The sequence below is a fragment of the Pantoea eucrina genome (assembly GCF_001691555.1).
Classification (GTDB): Bacteria; Pseudomonadota; Gammaproteobacteria; order Enterobacterales; family Enterobacteriaceae; genus Pantoea; species Pantoea borealis.
In genome coordinates, this window is sequence record NZ_MAYN01000006.1 from 105,731 (window position 1) to 121,793 (window position 16,063).

14 protein-coding genes are annotated in these 16,063 nt (G+C 56.9%); 7 read left to right on the plus strand and 7 right to left on the minus strand.

Annotation, left to right across the window (positions count from 1 at the left end; genetic code table 11):
• Positions 1–33: 33 nt before the first annotated feature.
• Together BBA90_RS03830 and amyA are read right to left on the minus strand one after the other, a co-directional pair.
• The gene (locus BBA90_RS03830; protein WP_065647995.1) at positions 34–717 is read right to left on the minus strand and encodes a haloacid dehalogenase type II; all 684 of its coding nucleotides are present in this window, start codon (positions 715–717) and stop codon (positions 34–36) included.
• Positions 718–801: 84 nt separating this feature from the next.
• Positions 802–2,280 carry an alpha-amylase gene (gene amyA / locus BBA90_RS03835; RefSeq protein ID WP_065647996.1) on the minus strand — a complete coding sequence of 493 codons (1,479 nt, stop codon included), beginning with the start codon at positions 2,278–2,280 and terminating at the stop codon, positions 802–804.
• A gap of 200 nt (positions 2,281–2,480) precedes the next feature.
• On the opposite strand from amyA, the gene BBA90_RS03840 reads away from it, so the two are divergent.
• Positions 2,481–3,050: a DsrE family protein gene (locus BBA90_RS03840; protein ID WP_084798744.1), complete on the plus strand. Its 570-nt coding sequence runs from the start codon at positions 2,481–2,483 to the stop codon at positions 3,048–3,050.
• Positions 3,051–3,098: 48 nt separating this feature from the next.
• Here the strand turns inward: BBA90_RS03840 and BBA90_RS03845 are convergent, their stop codons facing one another.
• The 3 genes from BBA90_RS03845 to BBA90_RS03855 all read right to left on the minus strand — a co-directional run bounded on the left by BBA90_RS03845 (position 3,099) and on the right by BBA90_RS03855 (position 7,034).
• The gene (locus BBA90_RS03845; RefSeq protein WP_065647997.1) at positions 3,099–3,536 is read right to left on the minus strand and encodes an ASCH domain-containing protein; all 438 of its coding nucleotides are present in this window, start codon (positions 3,534–3,536) and stop codon (positions 3,099–3,101) included.
• Positions 3,537–3,686: 150 nt separating this feature from the next.
• The gene (gene betT, locus BBA90_RS03850) at positions 3,687–5,681 is read right to left on the minus strand and encodes a choline BCCT transporter BetT (RefSeq protein ID WP_065647998.1); all 1,995 of its coding nucleotides are present in this window, start codon (positions 5,679–5,681) and stop codon (positions 3,687–3,689) included.
• Positions 5,682–5,771: 90 nt separating this feature from the next.
• Positions 5,772–7,034 (minus strand): DUF2254 domain-containing protein, encoded by a 1,263-nt coding sequence (locus tag BBA90_RS03855; RefSeq protein WP_065647999.1) that lies wholly within the window; start codon positions 7,032–7,034, stop codon positions 5,772–5,774.
• 210 nt (positions 7,035–7,244) lie between these two features.
• Here BBA90_RS03855 and BBA90_RS03860 point away from each other — a divergent pair, with 210 nt between their 5' ends.
• On the plus strand, positions 7,245–7,937 hold the full coding sequence (locus BBA90_RS03860; RefSeq protein WP_065648000.1) for an aspartate/glutamate racemase family protein: 693 nt from the start codon (positions 7,245–7,247) through the stop codon (positions 7,935–7,937).
• Here the strand turns inward: BBA90_RS03860 and BBA90_RS03865 are convergent.
• A complete protein-coding gene (locus tag BBA90_RS03865; protein WP_240484881.1) occupies positions 7,920–8,531 on the minus strand; it encodes a TetR/AcrR family transcriptional regulator in 612 nt (203 codons plus the stop codon). The genes BBA90_RS03860 and BBA90_RS03865 overlap by 18 nt on opposite strands.
• A 263-nt stretch (positions 8,532–8,794) precedes the next feature.
• Between BBA90_RS03865 and BBA90_RS03870 the strand changes: the two genes are divergently transcribed.
• Complete coding sequence (locus BBA90_RS03870; RefSeq protein WP_065648001.1) at positions 8,795–10,750, plus strand: methyl-accepting chemotaxis protein; 1,956 nt, start codon at positions 8,795–8,797, stop codon at positions 10,748–10,750.
• Positions 10,751–10,893: 143 nt separating this feature from the next.
• Positions 10,894–11,787 carry an ABC transporter six-transmembrane domain-containing protein gene (locus BBA90_RS03875; protein ID WP_065648002.1) on the plus strand — a complete coding sequence of 298 codons (894 nt, stop codon included), beginning with the start codon at positions 10,894–10,896 and terminating at the stop codon, positions 11,785–11,787.
• A 4-nt stretch (positions 11,788–11,791) separates the two neighbouring features.
• Here the strand turns inward: BBA90_RS03875 and BBA90_RS03880 are convergent, their stop codons facing one another.
• Complete coding sequence (locus tag BBA90_RS03880; RefSeq protein ID WP_065648003.1) at positions 11,792–12,673, minus strand: LysR family transcriptional regulator; 882 nt, start codon at positions 12,671–12,673, stop codon at positions 11,792–11,794.
• Positions 12,674–12,777: 104 nt separating this feature from the next.
• Here BBA90_RS03880 and budA point away from each other — a divergent pair, with 104 nt between their 5' ends.
• The 3 genes from budA to BBA90_RS03895 are packed head-to-tail and all read left to right on the plus strand — an operon-like array spanning position 12,778 to position 16,050.
• Positions 12,778–13,560: an acetolactate decarboxylase gene (gene budA / locus BBA90_RS03885; protein WP_065648004.1), complete on the plus strand. Its 783-nt coding sequence runs from the start codon at positions 12,778–12,780 to the stop codon at positions 13,558–13,560.
• Positions 13,561–13,574: 14 nt separating this feature from the next.
• Positions 13,575–15,254, plus strand: a complete 1,680-nt coding sequence (alsS, locus tag BBA90_RS03890; protein ID WP_065648050.1) for an acetolactate synthase AlsS — start codon at positions 13,575–13,577, stop codon at positions 15,252–15,254.
• Between the two features lie 22 nt (positions 15,255–15,276).
• On the plus strand, positions 15,277–16,050 hold the full coding sequence (locus BBA90_RS03895) for a (S)-acetoin forming diacetyl reductase (protein ID WP_065648005.1): 774 nt from the start codon (positions 15,277–15,279) through the stop codon (positions 16,048–16,050).
• The last annotated feature ends 13 nt before the right edge of the window (positions 16,051–16,063 follow it).

Consider the following 16,063-nt stretch of genomic DNA (forward strand, 5'->3'; position numbering starts at 1 on the left):
TCAGTCAGGCGAGCTGTAACCCTTCTCGCCGTTTTATCCCCGCCTGTCTGCCGCAATGATCTGTTCTGCTATCGCCTGTAAATCGGGCCCGCAGATATCGGGCTGTTCGCCCAGCAACAGCGGCGCGTTACCGGCGCGGGTGAGCAGGGCGCCTTTCCAGCCACAGGCCATGGCACCAATAATATCCCAGGCGTGCGTGGCTATCATTCTGAGCGCAGCAGGAGGCCGATCCAGCGCCTGACTGACACTCCCATAAGCGGCAGCGGCAGGTTTGAAACAGCCGCTCAGCTCAACAGAGAACTGTTGTGAAAAAAATGGTGCCAGTCCGGATTGCGCCAGCACTTTTTTGCCCGCTTTTGCCGATGAGTTCGTGAACGTCACCATTTCAAAACCCGCAGTACGAAGTTTTTCCAGCGCGGGCTGCGCATCAGGATGAGCGGGTAACGCCGCCATCTCCTCCTGAAACTGCGTTATCTGTGCTGAAGTGAGCGCTGTACTGCGGATGGTGGCTACCATTTTCAACACGGCAACCGCCAGTTCACCAAATGGCACATAGCGTCCGCTTAAGGTGAGCGTCTGGGAGTAGAGGATCTGTTCTGCAAACCACTGACGCATGACCTGCGTATCGCCAAACGTGTTCAGAAAAAAATCATCCAGATAGGTCAGATCGAGCAGCGTTTCATTAACATCAAATACCAGCAGGGTGCTCTCTTTCATTATTATCTGCGTACCTTTTTTGCATAAAACGTATTGCTGCAGAGCATAACGTGCGGGCTGCCAGAGGCGCAGCCCGCGCGGATATCACTCAATAACCCAGACGCTGACGCTGCCGCCGTTGCAGGTGAATACCGCTTCACCCTGTTCGTTGGTGGTGATCGTCTCGTCGCGATTGTCAAGGAAATCGCGCCAGTTTTTGCCGGCGTAATTCTCTCCCAGCGTCAGCGTTTTCTCTCCGCTGTCGCCGTTAGACATCACAACCACGCAGCCTGGCTCATCTTCCGTGCCGCTGCGACTGAACGCGATGCAGTTGGGGTGATCAAACCACAGCGTCTGCACCCCGTGTGCAAAACGCTGGCGCGCAATCATCAGCCGATCGAGCTTGTCGATCACCGGCATCTCAACGTTATGCGTTTCGCCATCGCTGCCGGTGTCCTCATAGCTGGCGCCGTAGAGATCCGGATAGAACACGCACGGCACACCGTTTTCACGCAGTAAAATCAGCGCATAGGCGAGCGGCTTGAACCAGGCCTCTACCGGCGCTTCAAGCGCCTGCAGCGGCTGAGTATCGTGGTTAGCAACGATAGTGACGGCGTGGAACGGATCGGCTTCTACCAGCGTACCGGAGAAAATCTGGCTCATGTCGTAACTGCTGCCCTGCTTAGAGGCTTCATGAAACTTCATATGCAGTGGCGCATCGAACAGCAGCGTTTTGCCCTCAACCTGATTGATATACTGCTGCAGTTTATCCAGCTCAAAAGACCAGTACTCCGCCACGATAAACAGCGGCTTTTCAGAGACCTCCTGTACATGGTCAATCCACTCTTTGTAGAACCAGGCCGGAATATGTTTAACCGCATCGAGACGGAATCCGTCGCACTGGGTGGTTTCCATCATCCAGCGCGCCCAGTATTTGATTTCCTCCGTCGCCGAGCGGTTACGGAAATCGATATTGGAGCCCATCAGATAATCAAAGTTGCCCAGCTCATTATCAACCTGGTCGTTCCAGCCCTCGCCGGTATAGTCGTTCACAATCTTGAACACGCCATCTTCATCGGGATTTTCGATGTGATCAACGCCGCTGAAGCACTTATAGTCCCAGATAAACTTTGAATACTTTCCGGCACGAACCGGGAAGGTGTAGCGCGTCCAGGCATCACACTCCACCACCTCTTCGTGGATTTGTGAGCGATCCTGTTCGTCGACCCGGTTGACCAGAATGCGCTCTTTCTCATCCGCGCCCATTTTGTGGTTAACCACCACATCCATCAGCACCGCAATCTGATGCTGATGAAGCGTTTCAATCGCCGTATGGAGCTGCGCTTTGTCGCCATATTTAGTGGCAACGGTACCTTTCTGATCAAACTCACCCAGGTCAAACAGATCGTAAGTGTCATAGCCGACTGAACTGCCGCCTGAAGCACCTTTATAGGCTGGTGGCAGCCAGATCATATTGATACCCGATTCGCTCATATGCGCTGCCCGTTCGGCCAGCTCAGGCCAGAGCTGGCCGCCTTCGGGGTAATACCAGTGAAATGCCTGTAACAGGGTTGGATTTTTCATCGCCGGGCTCCGTTTATAGTCAAAAGAATTATGGAGCGGGAATGGAAAAGCGCGCGAATATTCAGCGGCCACCGCACTTTTTGCTGTTGCAACAGCAGGACCGGCACGGGATGTGCATTACTCTTAAAAACAGGCCAGCCGCTTTGCAGCGGCGTTTTTTAATTTATGCTGACCCCGCCATTTGCTAATGCGGAACGCACATGACCCGATATTTCTCTTTCTGTTCGCTTATTGTTCTCGCCTCTCTGTGCGTAACGCAGGGAGTGCATGCGGATACGCCCAGGGCGCCGCTCGTTGCCGGCTACGGTAAGCTTTATGACACCCCTGACGCGGCTTTTAAGCCTGACAGTACGCAGCACTACAAGCTGGTTTTTAAAGTGAGCGAGGCGGCCAGCAATGCAGCAGATATCAATCCCGGCCTGAATGAGGTGGCACGCGTCATCAATCTTTATGGCCGTTCCGGCGTGCCGGCTAATCAGCTGGACGCCGTGGTGGCGGTTAACGGCGGTGCCACGCCCGCTATGCTGGATGAGCAGCACTACCGGAAGCTGTTTGGCGCGGCTAATCCTAACCTGCAGCTGATAAAAGCGCTGAACGATGCGGGTGTAAAAGTGACGCTGTGCAGTCAGGCGCTGGCCTGGCATCATTACGATCCGCGCTGGGTCGCGTCCCCCGTGATCCGCACTCCTTCAGCGCTGACGACGCTGACCACGCTGCAGAACCAGGGTTATGCGCTGCTGGATACGCAGGGGGCCGGACAGGTTGAATAATCCCTGCTGATTGATGCTGGAGATGGATTATGCGGATAAAATAGAGATTCAGGTACGCTCAGTGCTGGCCTGACAGGCGACTACCTCAATCAGCTCAAACTCTTCAGTCACCAGCTCCATACGTTCATCAAAAACGCCACTGTTTTCAAAGAAGCGCTGGTGCTCCTGACGCCAGTAGCGGAGGCTCAGATCGCCTTCACCCTCTTTACGGGCAAACGCTTCGGTGACGTCGCAGAAGCGTATCAGCTGCAGACTGACGATGCGGACCACGCAAACCGGCTGATTGCGGCCGTCGAGGACGATGCTGTAGCGGCCCACAGTTGGCGCTTCAGCATCGTTCTGAAAAGCAGCCAGCGAACTGCAGGTGGCGGTTTTCCTGCCCTCTGTAATCAGTTTCGCCAGCGTATCTGCCAGGGCAGGGGAATCACCAAACGTCCAGCTCAGCGCCTGCGGGTATTTCGCTTTAAGTGCAGCTATCTCAGTCATATTGACTCCTTTCAGGTGTTCAGAGTGACAGTCACAACAGGTGGTTCTGACAGGGTGGCATAAATTCATTAACACCAGCCATTTTCGGGTTATTCACAGCACCAGAGCAATAAAAAAGAGGAGCCAGGCTCCTCTTTTGTCATGCCGTCACTAACGCACAATGTGCAGGAAGTGCAGGTGCTTCTCATACTGGTCGAGGATATCGTTGATGATCTGCTCCTGATTCCAGCCCATCACGTCATAATCCTGGCCGCCCTCTTTGAGGTAGACCACCGCACGGTAATATTTCTGCTCTTCTGCCTTGTCGCTGGCTGACATACCCGCCAGCGCAAAAGCGGGCTGCAGATAGGGGCGCGCGCGGACTTCGTAAACGAAGTTCAGCTCCTGCCCCAGATCCACCTCAAACCGCACGCGATCGTCTTCATCGGCACGGGTATGCGACGGGGTGTTTTGCTTTGCCAGCTCCTGCTCGACCATCTCCATCGCCGGATAGATCACCTCAGTCATAAAGCGTTTCACCTGCGAGCGCTTCGGGAAATAGGCGATATTACGTAAACGACGCTGCCACGGAATCGGATTGCGCGCGGCCGTGGGCGCGATGGTCGCAATCTGCTTGCTGTCCCGCTTCCAGGCATCGATACGAAGCGCTTTAAGCAACCCGTACATCGACATCAGCAGAATGATGGCAAACGGCAGGGCGCTGGCGATAGTCACAACCTGCAGCGCTTTCATGCCGCCAGCTAACAGTAAGGTGATGGCTACGACGCCCATCAGCGCGGACCAGAAAATACGCTGCCAGACCGGCGTTTGATCGGTGCCCCCTGACGCGAGCGTATCCACCACCATCGCCCCGGAATCCGCGGACGTGACAAAAAAGACCACTACCATGGCGACGGCAATGCAGGAGAGGGCAAAGCTGAAGGGAAAATGCTCCAGAAAATTAAACAGCGCGAGCGTTTGATCGCTCATCACCGTCTGCGCCAGATCGGTGGCGCCATGCTGCATGATCATCCAGATTGCGCTGTTACCAAAGAAGGTCATCCAGAGCAGCGTAAAACCCGCCGGCACGAACAGCACGCCGGTGACGAATTCACGGATGGTACGACCGCGCGATACGCGGGCGATAAACATGCCGACAAAGGGTGACCAGGCCAGCCACCAGCCCCAGTAGAACAGCGTCCAGCCGCCCAGCCACTTACTCGATTTAGGCTCATAGGCATAGAGGTTGAAGGTTTTTGTCACCAGCTCGGAAAGATAGCCGCCGGTATTCTCTACAAATGACTTCAGCAGCAGGACCGTTGGCCCCAGCGTGCCGACCAGGATCAGCAGCAGCACCGCCAGACCAAGGTTTATTTCCGATAAAATACGGATACCTTTGTCCAGTCCGGAGACAACGGACAGTGTCGCCAGGGCGGTGATCACCACAATCAGAATCACCTGCATGGTGGCGCTGACCGGTAAACCAAACAGATGATTGAGACCGGCGTTAACCTGCAGTACGCCGTAGCCCAGCGAGGTGGCCACACCCAGCACCGTACCAATCACCGCAAAAATATCCACGGCGTGGCCCATCCAGCCATAGATGCGGTTACCGATAATCGGATAGAGCGCTGAGCGCAGCGTCAGCGGTAATCCATGACGATAGCTAAAGAAGGCCAGGATGAGCGCCACAATCGCATATATCGACCAGGCGTGCAGGCCCCAGTGGAAGAACGTGATACGCAACGCTTCCCGCGCCGCATTGACGGTTTCCGGCTCGCCTGACGGCGGTGCCATGTAGTGCATCACCGGCTCAGCTACGCCGAAAAACATCAGGCCTATCCCCATGCCGGCAGAAAAAAGCATGGCAAACCAGGAGTGATAACTGAAATCGGGCTCAGCGTGATCGGGCCCGAGTTTGATATCGCCATAGCGCGATATTCCCAGGTAGATCACGGTCAGCAAAATCAGCGCAACGGCGAGAATATAAAACCAGCTGGCATTGGCAAACAGCGACGTCTGCAGGGCGGTGAGCTGGGTATCCGCCTGTTCAGGAAAGAGCGCGGCAAAGGCGACCAGGATAAAAATCAGGGCGGCTGAAGTGAAAAAGACCGGTGGGTTAATCTGACTTCGCTTTTTTTGGATGTCCGTTTCTGATGTTGGCATAAGTATCCTGCATAACGTGAATGAAGACCAAATGTAACAATCAGTATGAAAGAGTAAAAGCGAAACGCCAGCAGGTGCTTAAAAACCAGGCTAATCACAGGAGATTTTTTCCGGAAGCGCCCAGATGGCTGCACGCTCCACGGCGGTTTTATCAGCTGCGCAGTTCATAGCCATGTTTGCGCGTGCCAATGCAAGCCTGGCATGGCGCTGTGCATCAGCGGCGTAACGATGCGGCGCAATCAGCGCCAGCGCCTGAAGCGATTTCTGCAGACGAATTTGTACCTCAGCCAGGCCTGCGCCATCGCGTCCGATGGCGGTGAACACATCATCAAACATATCGCTGATTTGGGCGGGCCGGATAAATATGCGCGGCCAGGCTACTTCATCAGAAGCCGGAGGAACAGGGTGGCCGAATAGCCTGACAGCCCGGCCAATGATATCTATGGCGGTGCCGGGATCGTTAACCGCGGGGGAAAGCGCGCGTGAGGCGATTTCTGCGAGCACGCAGAGGCCAAAGCGCGGGTCCTGCTCATAAGAGCGCTGCTCACCGATAGTAAATGCACTCTGCAGATGGTGCTGTTCTTCTTCGGACATCGGCTGGGTGCACCATAGCAGAGGCGATCCCGGATGAACAAAGCTGCCGGGCTGAGCAGCCAGATAGAGATGCACCTGCTGCGCGTCTGCCCGGTCGTTCAGCCGTTGCAAATCGATATGCTGCAGGTAACCAATACTCTCCGGCAGAAGCGGATGGGGTCGTGCCGCGGCGGGCAGATCACCCTGCCAGGCCGAGCCGCCCATACAGGGGTTCTGTAATCGTTCAGTCAGCGCCGCGCGGGTTGCCTGCTCGACACGCTGAGAGGTTTCGCCCAGGCTGCCAAAATTAGCGAGATGCTGGATCCAGCGCAGCAGGGTGATCACAATCATGGCGATCACCAGCAGCGTCACAAAGAACAGCACCACCCGCCCCTGTGTGCCGTATGCGCCCATACCCAGTGCGATGATCCCCACCAGGCTGTAGAGAAAGGAGCCAATGAACGTTGCCAGCACATTCTGCGTGGTGCGATCTTCCATCAGCAGACTGGTGGCACGCGGCGTCACGCTGCTGCTCGCGGAGTTATAGGCTGTCACCATGATATTCAGCGAAAACGTCGTCACTGCCAGCATACTGGAGGCGAGGATAGCCAAAATCTCATCCACGGCTTCACTGCCAATCAGGCCCGATACGGAGGCAGGAATAAACGGTTTCACCGCAATAGCCACCAGCGCGGTGATCACCGCCAGTACCGCAAACAGCGAGCTGCGAAACCAGAGCTGTTTAGTCAGCTGGCGCAGTAACCATTGTGTTTTGGACATTGTATTCTCTGTTGTTATACACCGATCGTCAGGCGCACCTCAGCCGGCATCAGGAGGTTTGCTGCAGCACAGTCGGATAGCACTGATGATCCTGGAAAAAGTGAGCCTGTGAATGACATCGTCGCTTTGAGTGTGCGATAAAACACCATAGTTGATATATACGCAGCGTGCATAACTGTCCGGCAGCGCAGAGAAGGAAAATCACAAACAATGAAAACCATTGGTATTCTGGGCGGAATGTCTGCCGCCTCAACGCAAACCTACTATCGTCAGCTATGTGAGCTGACGCGCCAGCAGCTGGGTGGCCTGCACTCGCCGGAGCTGCTGATTCGATCGCTCGACTTTGCGCGTATTGAGCAGCTGCAGGCGAGCGGGCAGTGGGCGGCGGCCGGAAAGATCCTCAACGCAGAGGCGCACGCGCTGGCGCGCGGCGGCGCAGATTTTATCGTGCTGGCCACTAACACTATGCACAAACTGGCTGACATCATGATGAAAGATGTCGCTATTCCGCTGCTGCATATCGCCGATGCTACCGCTGAGCGCATCGTAGCGTCGGGACTGCGCGCGCCGGGCCTGATCGCCACCGCCTTTACCATGGAGCAGCAGTTCTATCGTCAGCGGCTGGAAACGGCCGGGCTGCAGCCGCTTATCCCGGACAACGACGATCGCGCCAGAGTGCACCACATTATTTATGATGAGTTGTGCAAAGATATCACCACGACAGCCAGCCGCGAGGCGTTTGAGCAGGTGGCTGAACGGCTGGTAGCGCAGGGCGCGGATTGCATGATCCTCGGCTGTACCGAGGTCGGGATGCTGCTTAATCCGCGTAATGTGTCGGTTCCCGTCTTTGATACCACGCAGATCCACTGCGAAGCGGCGCTGGCGTTAGCGCTGGCCCCCTGAAGCCGGCTGCAGCGCCAGCCGGATAAACGCGGTGATATCCATCATCGCCTGCCGATGCTTCTCTGCTGAGGGAGTGATGCTCAGCACCTCAGCGTAACCATTGAGCATAGCGCTGAGCTGGCGGGTCACCCGGGCTGCATCAGCGGTGTGAAAGCGCTGCTGCTCCACTCCCTGCTGGATCATGCCGCCAATCAGTGCGCTCCAGCTGGCGATATTCTTTTCAGCGAGTGCGGCCCAGACCTCATTGTTCGCCGCCTTCTGCCAGAGTGAATCGTAGAGCTTCCACGTTGCATCCACACTATTGGGCAGGTAAATCTCTGCCAGCCGGAGAAGCTGCTGTTCCGGTGCCAGTTCCTCAGCTTCGCGCGTGAACTGTGCGATCTCCTGCGCCATAAAGCGCTCAAGCGCCGCCAGCGAGAGCGCCTGCCAGTTACTGAAGTAGTGATAGATATGGCTGCGCGACAGGCCAAGTTGCTCGGTGACGTCACGGGTCGTGACGCCGGCAATGCCTTTTTCAATAAACAGCGCCACAGCGGTATCAAGAATACGGTGCTTTAACTCGTCGGTATTTTTCTTCATCTGTGCTTTTTGCATTCCGGCCACAATACAGGGCGCATGGTAGCAGATATATCGGCGATTACCGCGTTTAACCATTGGTGTGGTCTATAACAGCAATTGCTGAAGATTGTGCCCGACAGGTCGATAACCCTGGTCCGCTGCTGCACAGATCAGCGTGCAGCAGCGGTCACTCACTGATGAGTTCTGATTGCGAACGGACCCTGCTTTTAGCCCTCTTTTAACCACACCAGGATGCGCAGTTTCAGTGCGCAACAGCTTACAGCAGGAAATATAAGAATATGTCTTTAATGAAGACGATGTTTAGCCGCGCCCGTTTTAACGCACGATCTCAGCCTTCAGATGGTCTCTTTCATTGCCAGAATCTGCCCGCCTCGCCGGGTGATATTGGTCTTTCCTCACGCGCGGCCGGGATTTTACTGACCTTTGTACCGCCGGAAGCGGACTTTTATCGCGTCAGCCAGGCCTGGCAACGTTTCAACTCAGCCGCCTTAACGGTCATTACGCTGTCATCCAACGGCGCATTGAGCGCCAGCGGTAAACACAGCACCTACTGTGAGGGTAACGGGCAGGAGGGCAGCTGGCTCTGGCTGCCTGATTCACTGGTCGCTGAACATGAAACGCATATTATCGATTTGCATCTGGAGGATACGCACAGCGTTACCGACCGTATCAGCGCCATCCAGCGCGACCTGGCCGCCCTTCAGCTGCGTATGCCGCTCTCTGCCGATCGCACCTTTGCCATGATCTACTGCGACGGCTTATCTGCCTCAGAAGGCTTTTTTATGCAGGCCTGGTATAACAGCGGCCGCTTTCCCTGTCTGGCCATCGGCGGTTCTGCAGGCGGGCGCGTGACGTTTGATGGTACGTGGATAGGGGCGGGTGGACGGGTGCTGCAGGGGAAAGCGGTGGTGGTGTTCTGCCGCATGGCGGCCGGTAAATCATTTGCGCCGTTCAAAAGCCAGAATTTTACGCCGCTGGATAAAAGCTGGCTGATTGCCGAGGCCGATCCGCTGACGCGTACCGTGACCTCTGTCTTTACCGCTCAGGGACAGCAGCAGCCGTTCACTGCCGCACTGGCAGAGCAGCTTGGCTGCAGTGAACAGCAGCTGAGCCAGCGTCTGCAGGGGCTGACGTTTGCCGTTAGAGCAGGCGATGAATATTTCATACGCTCGGTTGCGAAAATTGAGGCCGGGCGCGTGCATTTCTTCTGCGATCTGGAATTTGGCGACCGCCTCTGGCTGATGCAGGAGCGCGACTTCAAAGCGACGACGCTGCAGGACTGGGAAAAGTTTGTCTCACGCCACGGCAAGCCCGCCGCTGTGATGATGAATGACTGCATTCTGCGGCGTCAGGGAAATCTGAACGCCCTGCAGAGCGCACATTTCTTTAAAGGCATTCCGGCGGCCGGGTTTTCCAGCTTTGGTGAAATCCTCGGCGTGCCGATTAATCAGACGCTCTCGGCGCTGATATTTTTCAACCGCGACGTGAAGGCGATGGCGCAGTTTCCGGTAGAGTATGCCGGATATGCCGCGCACTACGCACAGCGCGCGCTGCGCCGTTGGGAGGCGCTGAACGGTATTCAGACCCGGGTGCTGGGGCGCGTGGTCAGCTATCAGCAGGAGCTGGCGCCCATTGTACAGGCGCTTCCGGCGCTGGAAGCGGCGACGCACAGCCAGAGTGAAACGCTGAGCATGGCAGAGAATAGCATCCGCGCAATCAGCGCCATTGCCAGCGAAAGTCAGCAGGCACAAAGTCAGCTGGGTGAAGGTCTGGACGATCTGGAGCGGATCTCTGATGGCATTAATGTTATCACGCACGGCATCAGCAACATCGCGTTTCAGACCAATATCCTGGCGCTGAACGCCGCCGTTGAGGCCGCACGCGCAGGCGAAGCAGGGCGCGGCTTTGCCGTGGTCGCCGGCGAGGTCCGGCGGCTGGCGCATTCGTCAAAAGAGCAGGCGGAAGCGACCGCCAGCAACATCAGCGACGCCGTCGGCACCATTTCCCGCATCCGCAGCGTGGCCAGCCATACGGTACAGACCGCCAGTGACATGGCCGATCGCAGCCTGCACGCGGCGGATGCTATCGCAGCCATGAGCCAGCAGACGCGCAGTGAACGGGCTGATATTTCACAACAGCTGCAGAGCCTGCGCGCGATGACGGCCGGTATGGATGCGATGCAGGCCGCCGTTGACGAACTGAAAGTGCTGCAAAAGCTTTCGGCCGAACGTTAATCTGTCTTCCCCGGGCGCACGACTGGCTGCGCCCGATTCTTCCGGTTTCAGCCTGACAGCAGATTGACTTTGAGCAGTTGCTCAAATAGACTCACCCTCAATTTGAGCAACCGCTCAAATATTTAATAACCTCAGATGAATCTATGAAAACCCTCAGTGCAAAACATCCTCAGCTGGCTCCGACAGGCGCGGCCGCCATGCTTAAAATGCTCGGAATGCGCCACATTAAAAAACTGATTATCACGCTCGGGCTGGTGATTGCCGAAAACGCACTCTATCTGCTTTATCCGTTACTGGCGGGTTTTGCCGTCAACGCCATTCTGGCGGGTAACGCGCTGCATGCGGTGCTCTATGCCGTGATGGTACTGGTTATGTGGCTGATTGGTGCCGCACGACGCAGCGTTGATACCCGCACCTTTGCCCGCATTTATGCAGAAATGGCCGTACCGGTGATCCTCGCTCAGCGGCGCGAAAACAATCGCGCCTCCATGGTGGCCGCCCGGGTGACGTTGTCACGTGAGTTTGTCGACTTTTTTGAAAAGCATCTGCCGGTGCTGATCACCTCAGTAGCCTCCATCGCTGGTGCTGCCGGTATGCTGCTGTTGATTGAGTTCTGGTCAGGCGTGGCATGCCTCGGCATTCTGCTGTTTTTTGCGCTGTTCCTGAAAGGATTCACACGTAAGAATGAGCAGCTGTTTCTGCGCCTTAATAACCGGCTGGAAAAAGAGGTCGATATGGTGAGTCACGCGCCCGCCTCACCGCTGGTACGGCACTATCGCGTCCTGGCCCGGCTGCGGATCTGCCTCTCCGATCGCGAAGCGTTCGGCTATCTGGCCATCGGCAGCGTAGCCGCACTGCTGTTTGGCAGCACCATCCTGGTGATGAGCCTGAGAGGCGGCGTGGAGGCGGGGCACGTCTACTCTGTCATGACCTATATGTGGATGTTTGCCATGAGCCTTGATGACGCTCCTCAGCTGCTGGAAAAGTATTCTCAGCTGAAGGATATCGGACGCCGGGTAAACAGCGGTCAGGTCTGATCCGTCACTCTTCGCTGACCAGGCTCAGCAGATGCAGCACGCTTCTGCTGGGGTGATTACGCCGCCAGGCAAACGCGATATCCGTAAACAGCGTATTGTTTTCGATCTCGCAAAACCGCAGCTGCGGATTACTGATGCAGCAGAGTGAGGCGGGCACCAGCGCAATGCCGCTGCCGGCCGCGACCATGCCCAGCGAAGAGGCGATCTGCGGGGCCTGCTGAAAGCGACTGGCGCAAAAGCCGGCGCGCAGGCAGGTACTGACAATCAGCTCATAGAGGCTGGGCGCCACCTCGCGCGGAAACATAATCAGCGTCTCTTCCGCCAGCTGCGTCAGCGCCAGGCTTGCCTGCTGGCTCAGCGCATGCCCGGCCGGCAGCGCAATCATCATACGTTCAGTCGCGATAACCCGCAGATTGAAGGCTTTGCTGCTTTCGCACGGCAGGCGGATAAACGCGGCATCCAGCAGGCCGTCACGCAGATCCTGCATCAGCAGCGCCATATTCTCTTCGCGGGTGATAAGCTCCATCGCCGGATAGCGCGCTCTGAAGCGCCCGATAAGTTCAAACACCGGCGAGCCAAACGCAACGGAGCTGGCAAAACCCAGCGACATCTGACCGCTCATTCCCCGCGCCACGCCGCGCGCTTTCTCCAGCGCGTGGTCTGCCAGCTGCACAATCTGCAGCGCATCGGGCAAAAATGCGCGCCCCGCTTCCGTCAGCTCAACACCGCGCGTCAGGCGCTTCAGCAGCGGCGTCCCTATCTCATGCTCCAGACGCTGGATCTGCTGACTTAACGGTGGCTGAGAAATACCGAGCATCTCAGCTGCACGGGTAAAGTGCAGCGTTTCGGCAACGGCAACAAAATAACGCAGATGGCGCAGTTCCATATTAAAAACGTCTCAAAGCTGACAGCTTTCGCTATTGGATTCTGTGAGCAGGCTGGCTCATTCTGATATTAACACGGCTTAACTATCAGTTTGCGAGGCAGTAAATGTATGATTTTGTATCTGGTTGTTCATGTGAAGAACAGCTCAGGAAAACCGCTGATCAGCTGGCCAGTCAATCAGCAGAAAAGGTTATCTATCAGACCTCGCTGATGAGCGCACTGCTGCACGGCGTCTACGACGGCACGACGACCGTTGCCCGACTACTGGAGAAGGGCGACTTTGGTCTCGGCACCTTTAATCAGCTTGATGGTGAACTGGTCGCCTTTGATCGCCAGGTCTGGCAGCTACGTGCTGACGGCAGCGCCCGCCCGGCCCATCCGGATCAGCAATCCCCGTTTGCGGTCATGACCTTTTTTACCCCGGAACATCAGCACCATTTCAGCGAAAAAAGCAGTCGTGAAGAGGTGCACCGCGTCATCGACAGCGTGATTACCTCGGATAATCATTTTTGCGCGCTGCGTATCAGCGGCGACTTTGTTTCGGTTCAGACGCGCACCGTGCCCTGCCAGTGCCGCCCCTATCGTTCAATGCCTGACGTACTGGGCAATCAGCCCACATTTGATTTTCGTCAGCGCACCGGCGAACTGATCGGTTTTCGCACGCCGCAGTATATGCAGGGCATCAATGTCGCGGGCTATCACGAGCATTTTATTACCGATGACCGACAGGGCGGTGGCCACATTCTCGACTATGTGCTGGCGCAGGGCACGCTGACCTTTGGCGCAATCAGCAAACTGGTGATCGACTTACCGCAGGATCGCGACTTTCTGCAGGCCAACCTGACCCCTGACAACCTGGATGAAGCTATCCGCTCCGTTGAAAGTTAATAACCGAGGTAATGATGAAAGAACTTAAAACCCAAACGAGCTGGCGCAGCGGGGCAGATCTGGTCGTTGCGCAGCTGGAAACCCAGGGCGTAAAGCATGTGTTTGGCATTCCCGGTGCGAAAATCGACAAAGTATTCGATTCGCTGGTGGATTCGCGTATTGAACTGATCCCGGTGCGTCACGAGGCAAATGCCGCTTTTATGGCTGCAGCGGTCGGGCGGCTCACCGGTAACGCAGGCGTCGCGCTGGTCACCTCCGGGCCTGGCTGTTCCAACCTGGTAACCGGTATGGCAACCGCCACCAGCGAGGGCGATCCGGTGGTGGCGATTGGCGGCGCGGTAAAACGGTCGGACAGCGCAAAACAGGTTCACCAGAGCATGGATACGGTATCGATATTTCGCCCGGTCACCCGATTTGCCGTCGAAGTCACCGACGCTTCCGCCCTGGCAGAATGCGTGTCAAACGCGTTTCGTCACGCGGAAAACGGGCGCGGCGGCGGGGCGTTCCTTAGCCTGCCGCAGGATATCGTCGATCAGCCGGTTACCGGCAGCCTGCTGCAGCATAAGGCACGCGTTACGCTGGGCGCCGCGCCAGATGCGCTGGTGGATGCGGTAAGCCGCGAAATTGCCCGCGCAAAAAATCCGGTGATCCTGCTGGGACTGATGGCGAGTCAACCGGAGAACAGCGCGGCCATCCATGAGCTGCTGAGCAGAAGCCATATTCCGGTGACCAGTACCTATCAGGCGGCGGGTGCGGTACGGCAGGAACATTTCTCGCGCTTTGCCGGGCGAATCGGCCTGTTTAATAACCAGGCGGGGGATCGTCTGCTGCAGCAGGCTGACCTGATCATCACCATCGGTTACAGCCCGGTAGAGTATGAGCCGGCGATGTGGAACCGCGGCAACGCGCTCCTGGTGCATATCGATGTGCTGCCCGCCGAGACCGATAACCGCTATCTGCCCGATGCAGAGCTGGTAGGAGACATTGCACAAACCGTACGCAACATCGCGGCACGTATCGACTCGCCGCTGCAGCTCAGCACCGCTGCAGCAGCCATTCTTGATGACCGGCAGCACCAGCGGCAGCTGCTGGCGCTGCAGGGCGCAAGCCTCGACCAGTTTGCGCTGCATCCGCTGCGTATCGTGCGTGCAATGCAGGACATCATTAACAGCGATGTCAGTCTGACGGTGGATATGGGCAGCTTTCATATCTGGATCGCCCGCTATCTCTACAGTTTCCGCGCGCGACAAATCATGATTTCTAACGGCCAGCAGACTATGGGCGTTGCGCTGCCGTGGGCGATTGGGGCCTGGCTGGTGGATCCTACCCGTAAAGTGGTGTCGGTCTCAGGCGATGGCGGCTTCCTGCAATCCAGCATGGAGCTTGAGACGGCGGTGCGGCTCAACGCCAATATCCTGCACATCATCTGGGTGGATAACGCTTACAACATGGTGGCCATTCAGGAGGAGAAAAAATATCAGCGCGTTTCCGGGGTGAACTTTGGCCCGGTAGATTTCAAAGCCTACGCTGAAGCGTTTGGCGCTGCCGGCTTCTCCGTTAACAGCGCAGCAGAGCTGGAGCCAGTGCTGCGCCGGGCAATGGACGTGAACGGTCCGGCCGTGGTCGCCATTCCGGTCGACTACAGCGATAACCCGCTGCTGATGGGTCAGCTGCACCTCAGCCAGCTGCTTTAATAACCTGAATAAGGAGAATACGATGAAAACCAGAGTGGCATTTGTGACCGGGGCCGGTCAGGGCATTGGCGCGGCGATTGCGCGGCGGCTGGCACAGGACGGGTTTGCCGTAGCGGTCAGCGATTACAATGCGCAAACCGCGCAGCAGGTGGCTGACCAGATCGTCAGCGCTGGCGGCAGGGCTATCGCGCTGCAGGCTGACGTGGCAAAGCGCGACCAGGTCTTTCGCGCAACAGAGGAGGCACGTCAGGCGCTTGGCGGATTTGATGTCATCGTGAATAACGCCGGGGTCGCGCCCTCCACGCCGATTGCGGAGATCACCGAAGATGTGGTGGATAAGGTTTATGACATCAATGTGAAAGGGGTGATCTGGGGCATTCAGGCGGCGGTCCAGGCCTTTGCGGCAGAGGGGCACGGCGGCAAAATTATCAACGCCTGCTCGCAGGCGGGACACACCGGTAATCCGGAGCTGGCGGTCTACAGCTCCAGCAAATTTGCCGTGCGCGGGCTGACCCAAACCGCCGCGCGCGACCTCGCACCGGCGGGCATTACGGTAAACGCATTCTGTCCGGGAATTGTGAAAACGCCGATGTGGGAAGCTATCGATCGGCAAATTTCCGCAGCGGCAGGCCAGCCGGAGGGGTATGGCACACAGGAATTTGCAAAACGCATCACGCTGGGGCGCCTGTCAGAACCGGAAGACGTTGCCGCCTGCGTAGTGTTTCTGGCTGGCCCCGACTCAGATTATATGACCGGACAGTCGCTGCTGATTGATGGCGGGATGGTGTTCAGTTAAGGCCAGGGAGGCG

Coding starts and splice junctions, on each gene's coding strand:
- BBA90_RS03830 (WP_065647995.1), bottom strand. CDS start 717: ATGAAAGAGAGCACCCTGCTGGTATTTGATGTTAATGAAACGCTGCTC.
- amyA (WP_065647996.1), bottom strand. CDS start 2,280: ATGAAAAATCCAACCCTGTTACAGGCATTTCACTGGTATTACCCCGAA.
- BBA90_RS03840 (WP_084798744.1), top strand. CDS start 2,481: ATGACCCGATATTTCTCTTTCTGTTCGCTTATTGTTCTCGCCTCTCTG.
- BBA90_RS03845 (WP_065647997.1), bottom strand. CDS start 3,536: ATGACTGAGATAGCTGCACTTAAAGCGAAATACCCGCAGGCGCTGAGC.
- betT (WP_065647998.1), bottom strand. CDS start 5,681: ATGCCAACATCAGAAACGGACATCCAAAAAAAGCGAAGTCAGATTAAC.
- BBA90_RS03855 (WP_065647999.1), bottom strand. CDS start 7,034: ATGTCCAAAACACAATGGTTACTGCGCCAGCTGACTAAACAGCTCTGG.
- BBA90_RS03860 (WP_065648000.1), top strand. CDS start 7,245: ATGAAAACCATTGGTATTCTGGGCGGAATGTCTGCCGCCTCAACGCAA.
- BBA90_RS03865 (WP_240484881.1), bottom strand. CDS start 8,531: ATGCAAAAAGCACAGATGAAGAAAAATACCGACGAGTTAAAGCACCGT.
- BBA90_RS03870 (WP_065648001.1), top strand. CDS start 8,795: ATGTCTTTAATGAAGACGATGTTTAGCCGCGCCCGTTTTAACGCACGA.
- BBA90_RS03875 (WP_065648002.1), top strand. CDS start 10,894: ATGAAAACCCTCAGTGCAAAACATCCTCAGCTGGCTCCGACAGGCGCG.
- BBA90_RS03880 (WP_065648003.1), bottom strand. CDS start 12,673: ATGGAACTGCGCCATCTGCGTTATTTTGTTGCCGTTGCCGAAACGCTG.
- budA (WP_065648004.1), top strand. CDS start 12,778: ATGTATGATTTTGTATCTGGTTGTTCATGTGAAGAACAGCTCAGGAAA.
- alsS (WP_065648050.1), top strand. CDS start 13,575: ATGAAAGAACTTAAAACCCAAACGAGCTGGCGCAGCGGGGCAGATCTG.
- BBA90_RS03895 (WP_065648005.1), top strand. CDS start 15,277: ATGAAAACCAGAGTGGCATTTGTGACCGGGGCCGGTCAGGGCATTGGC.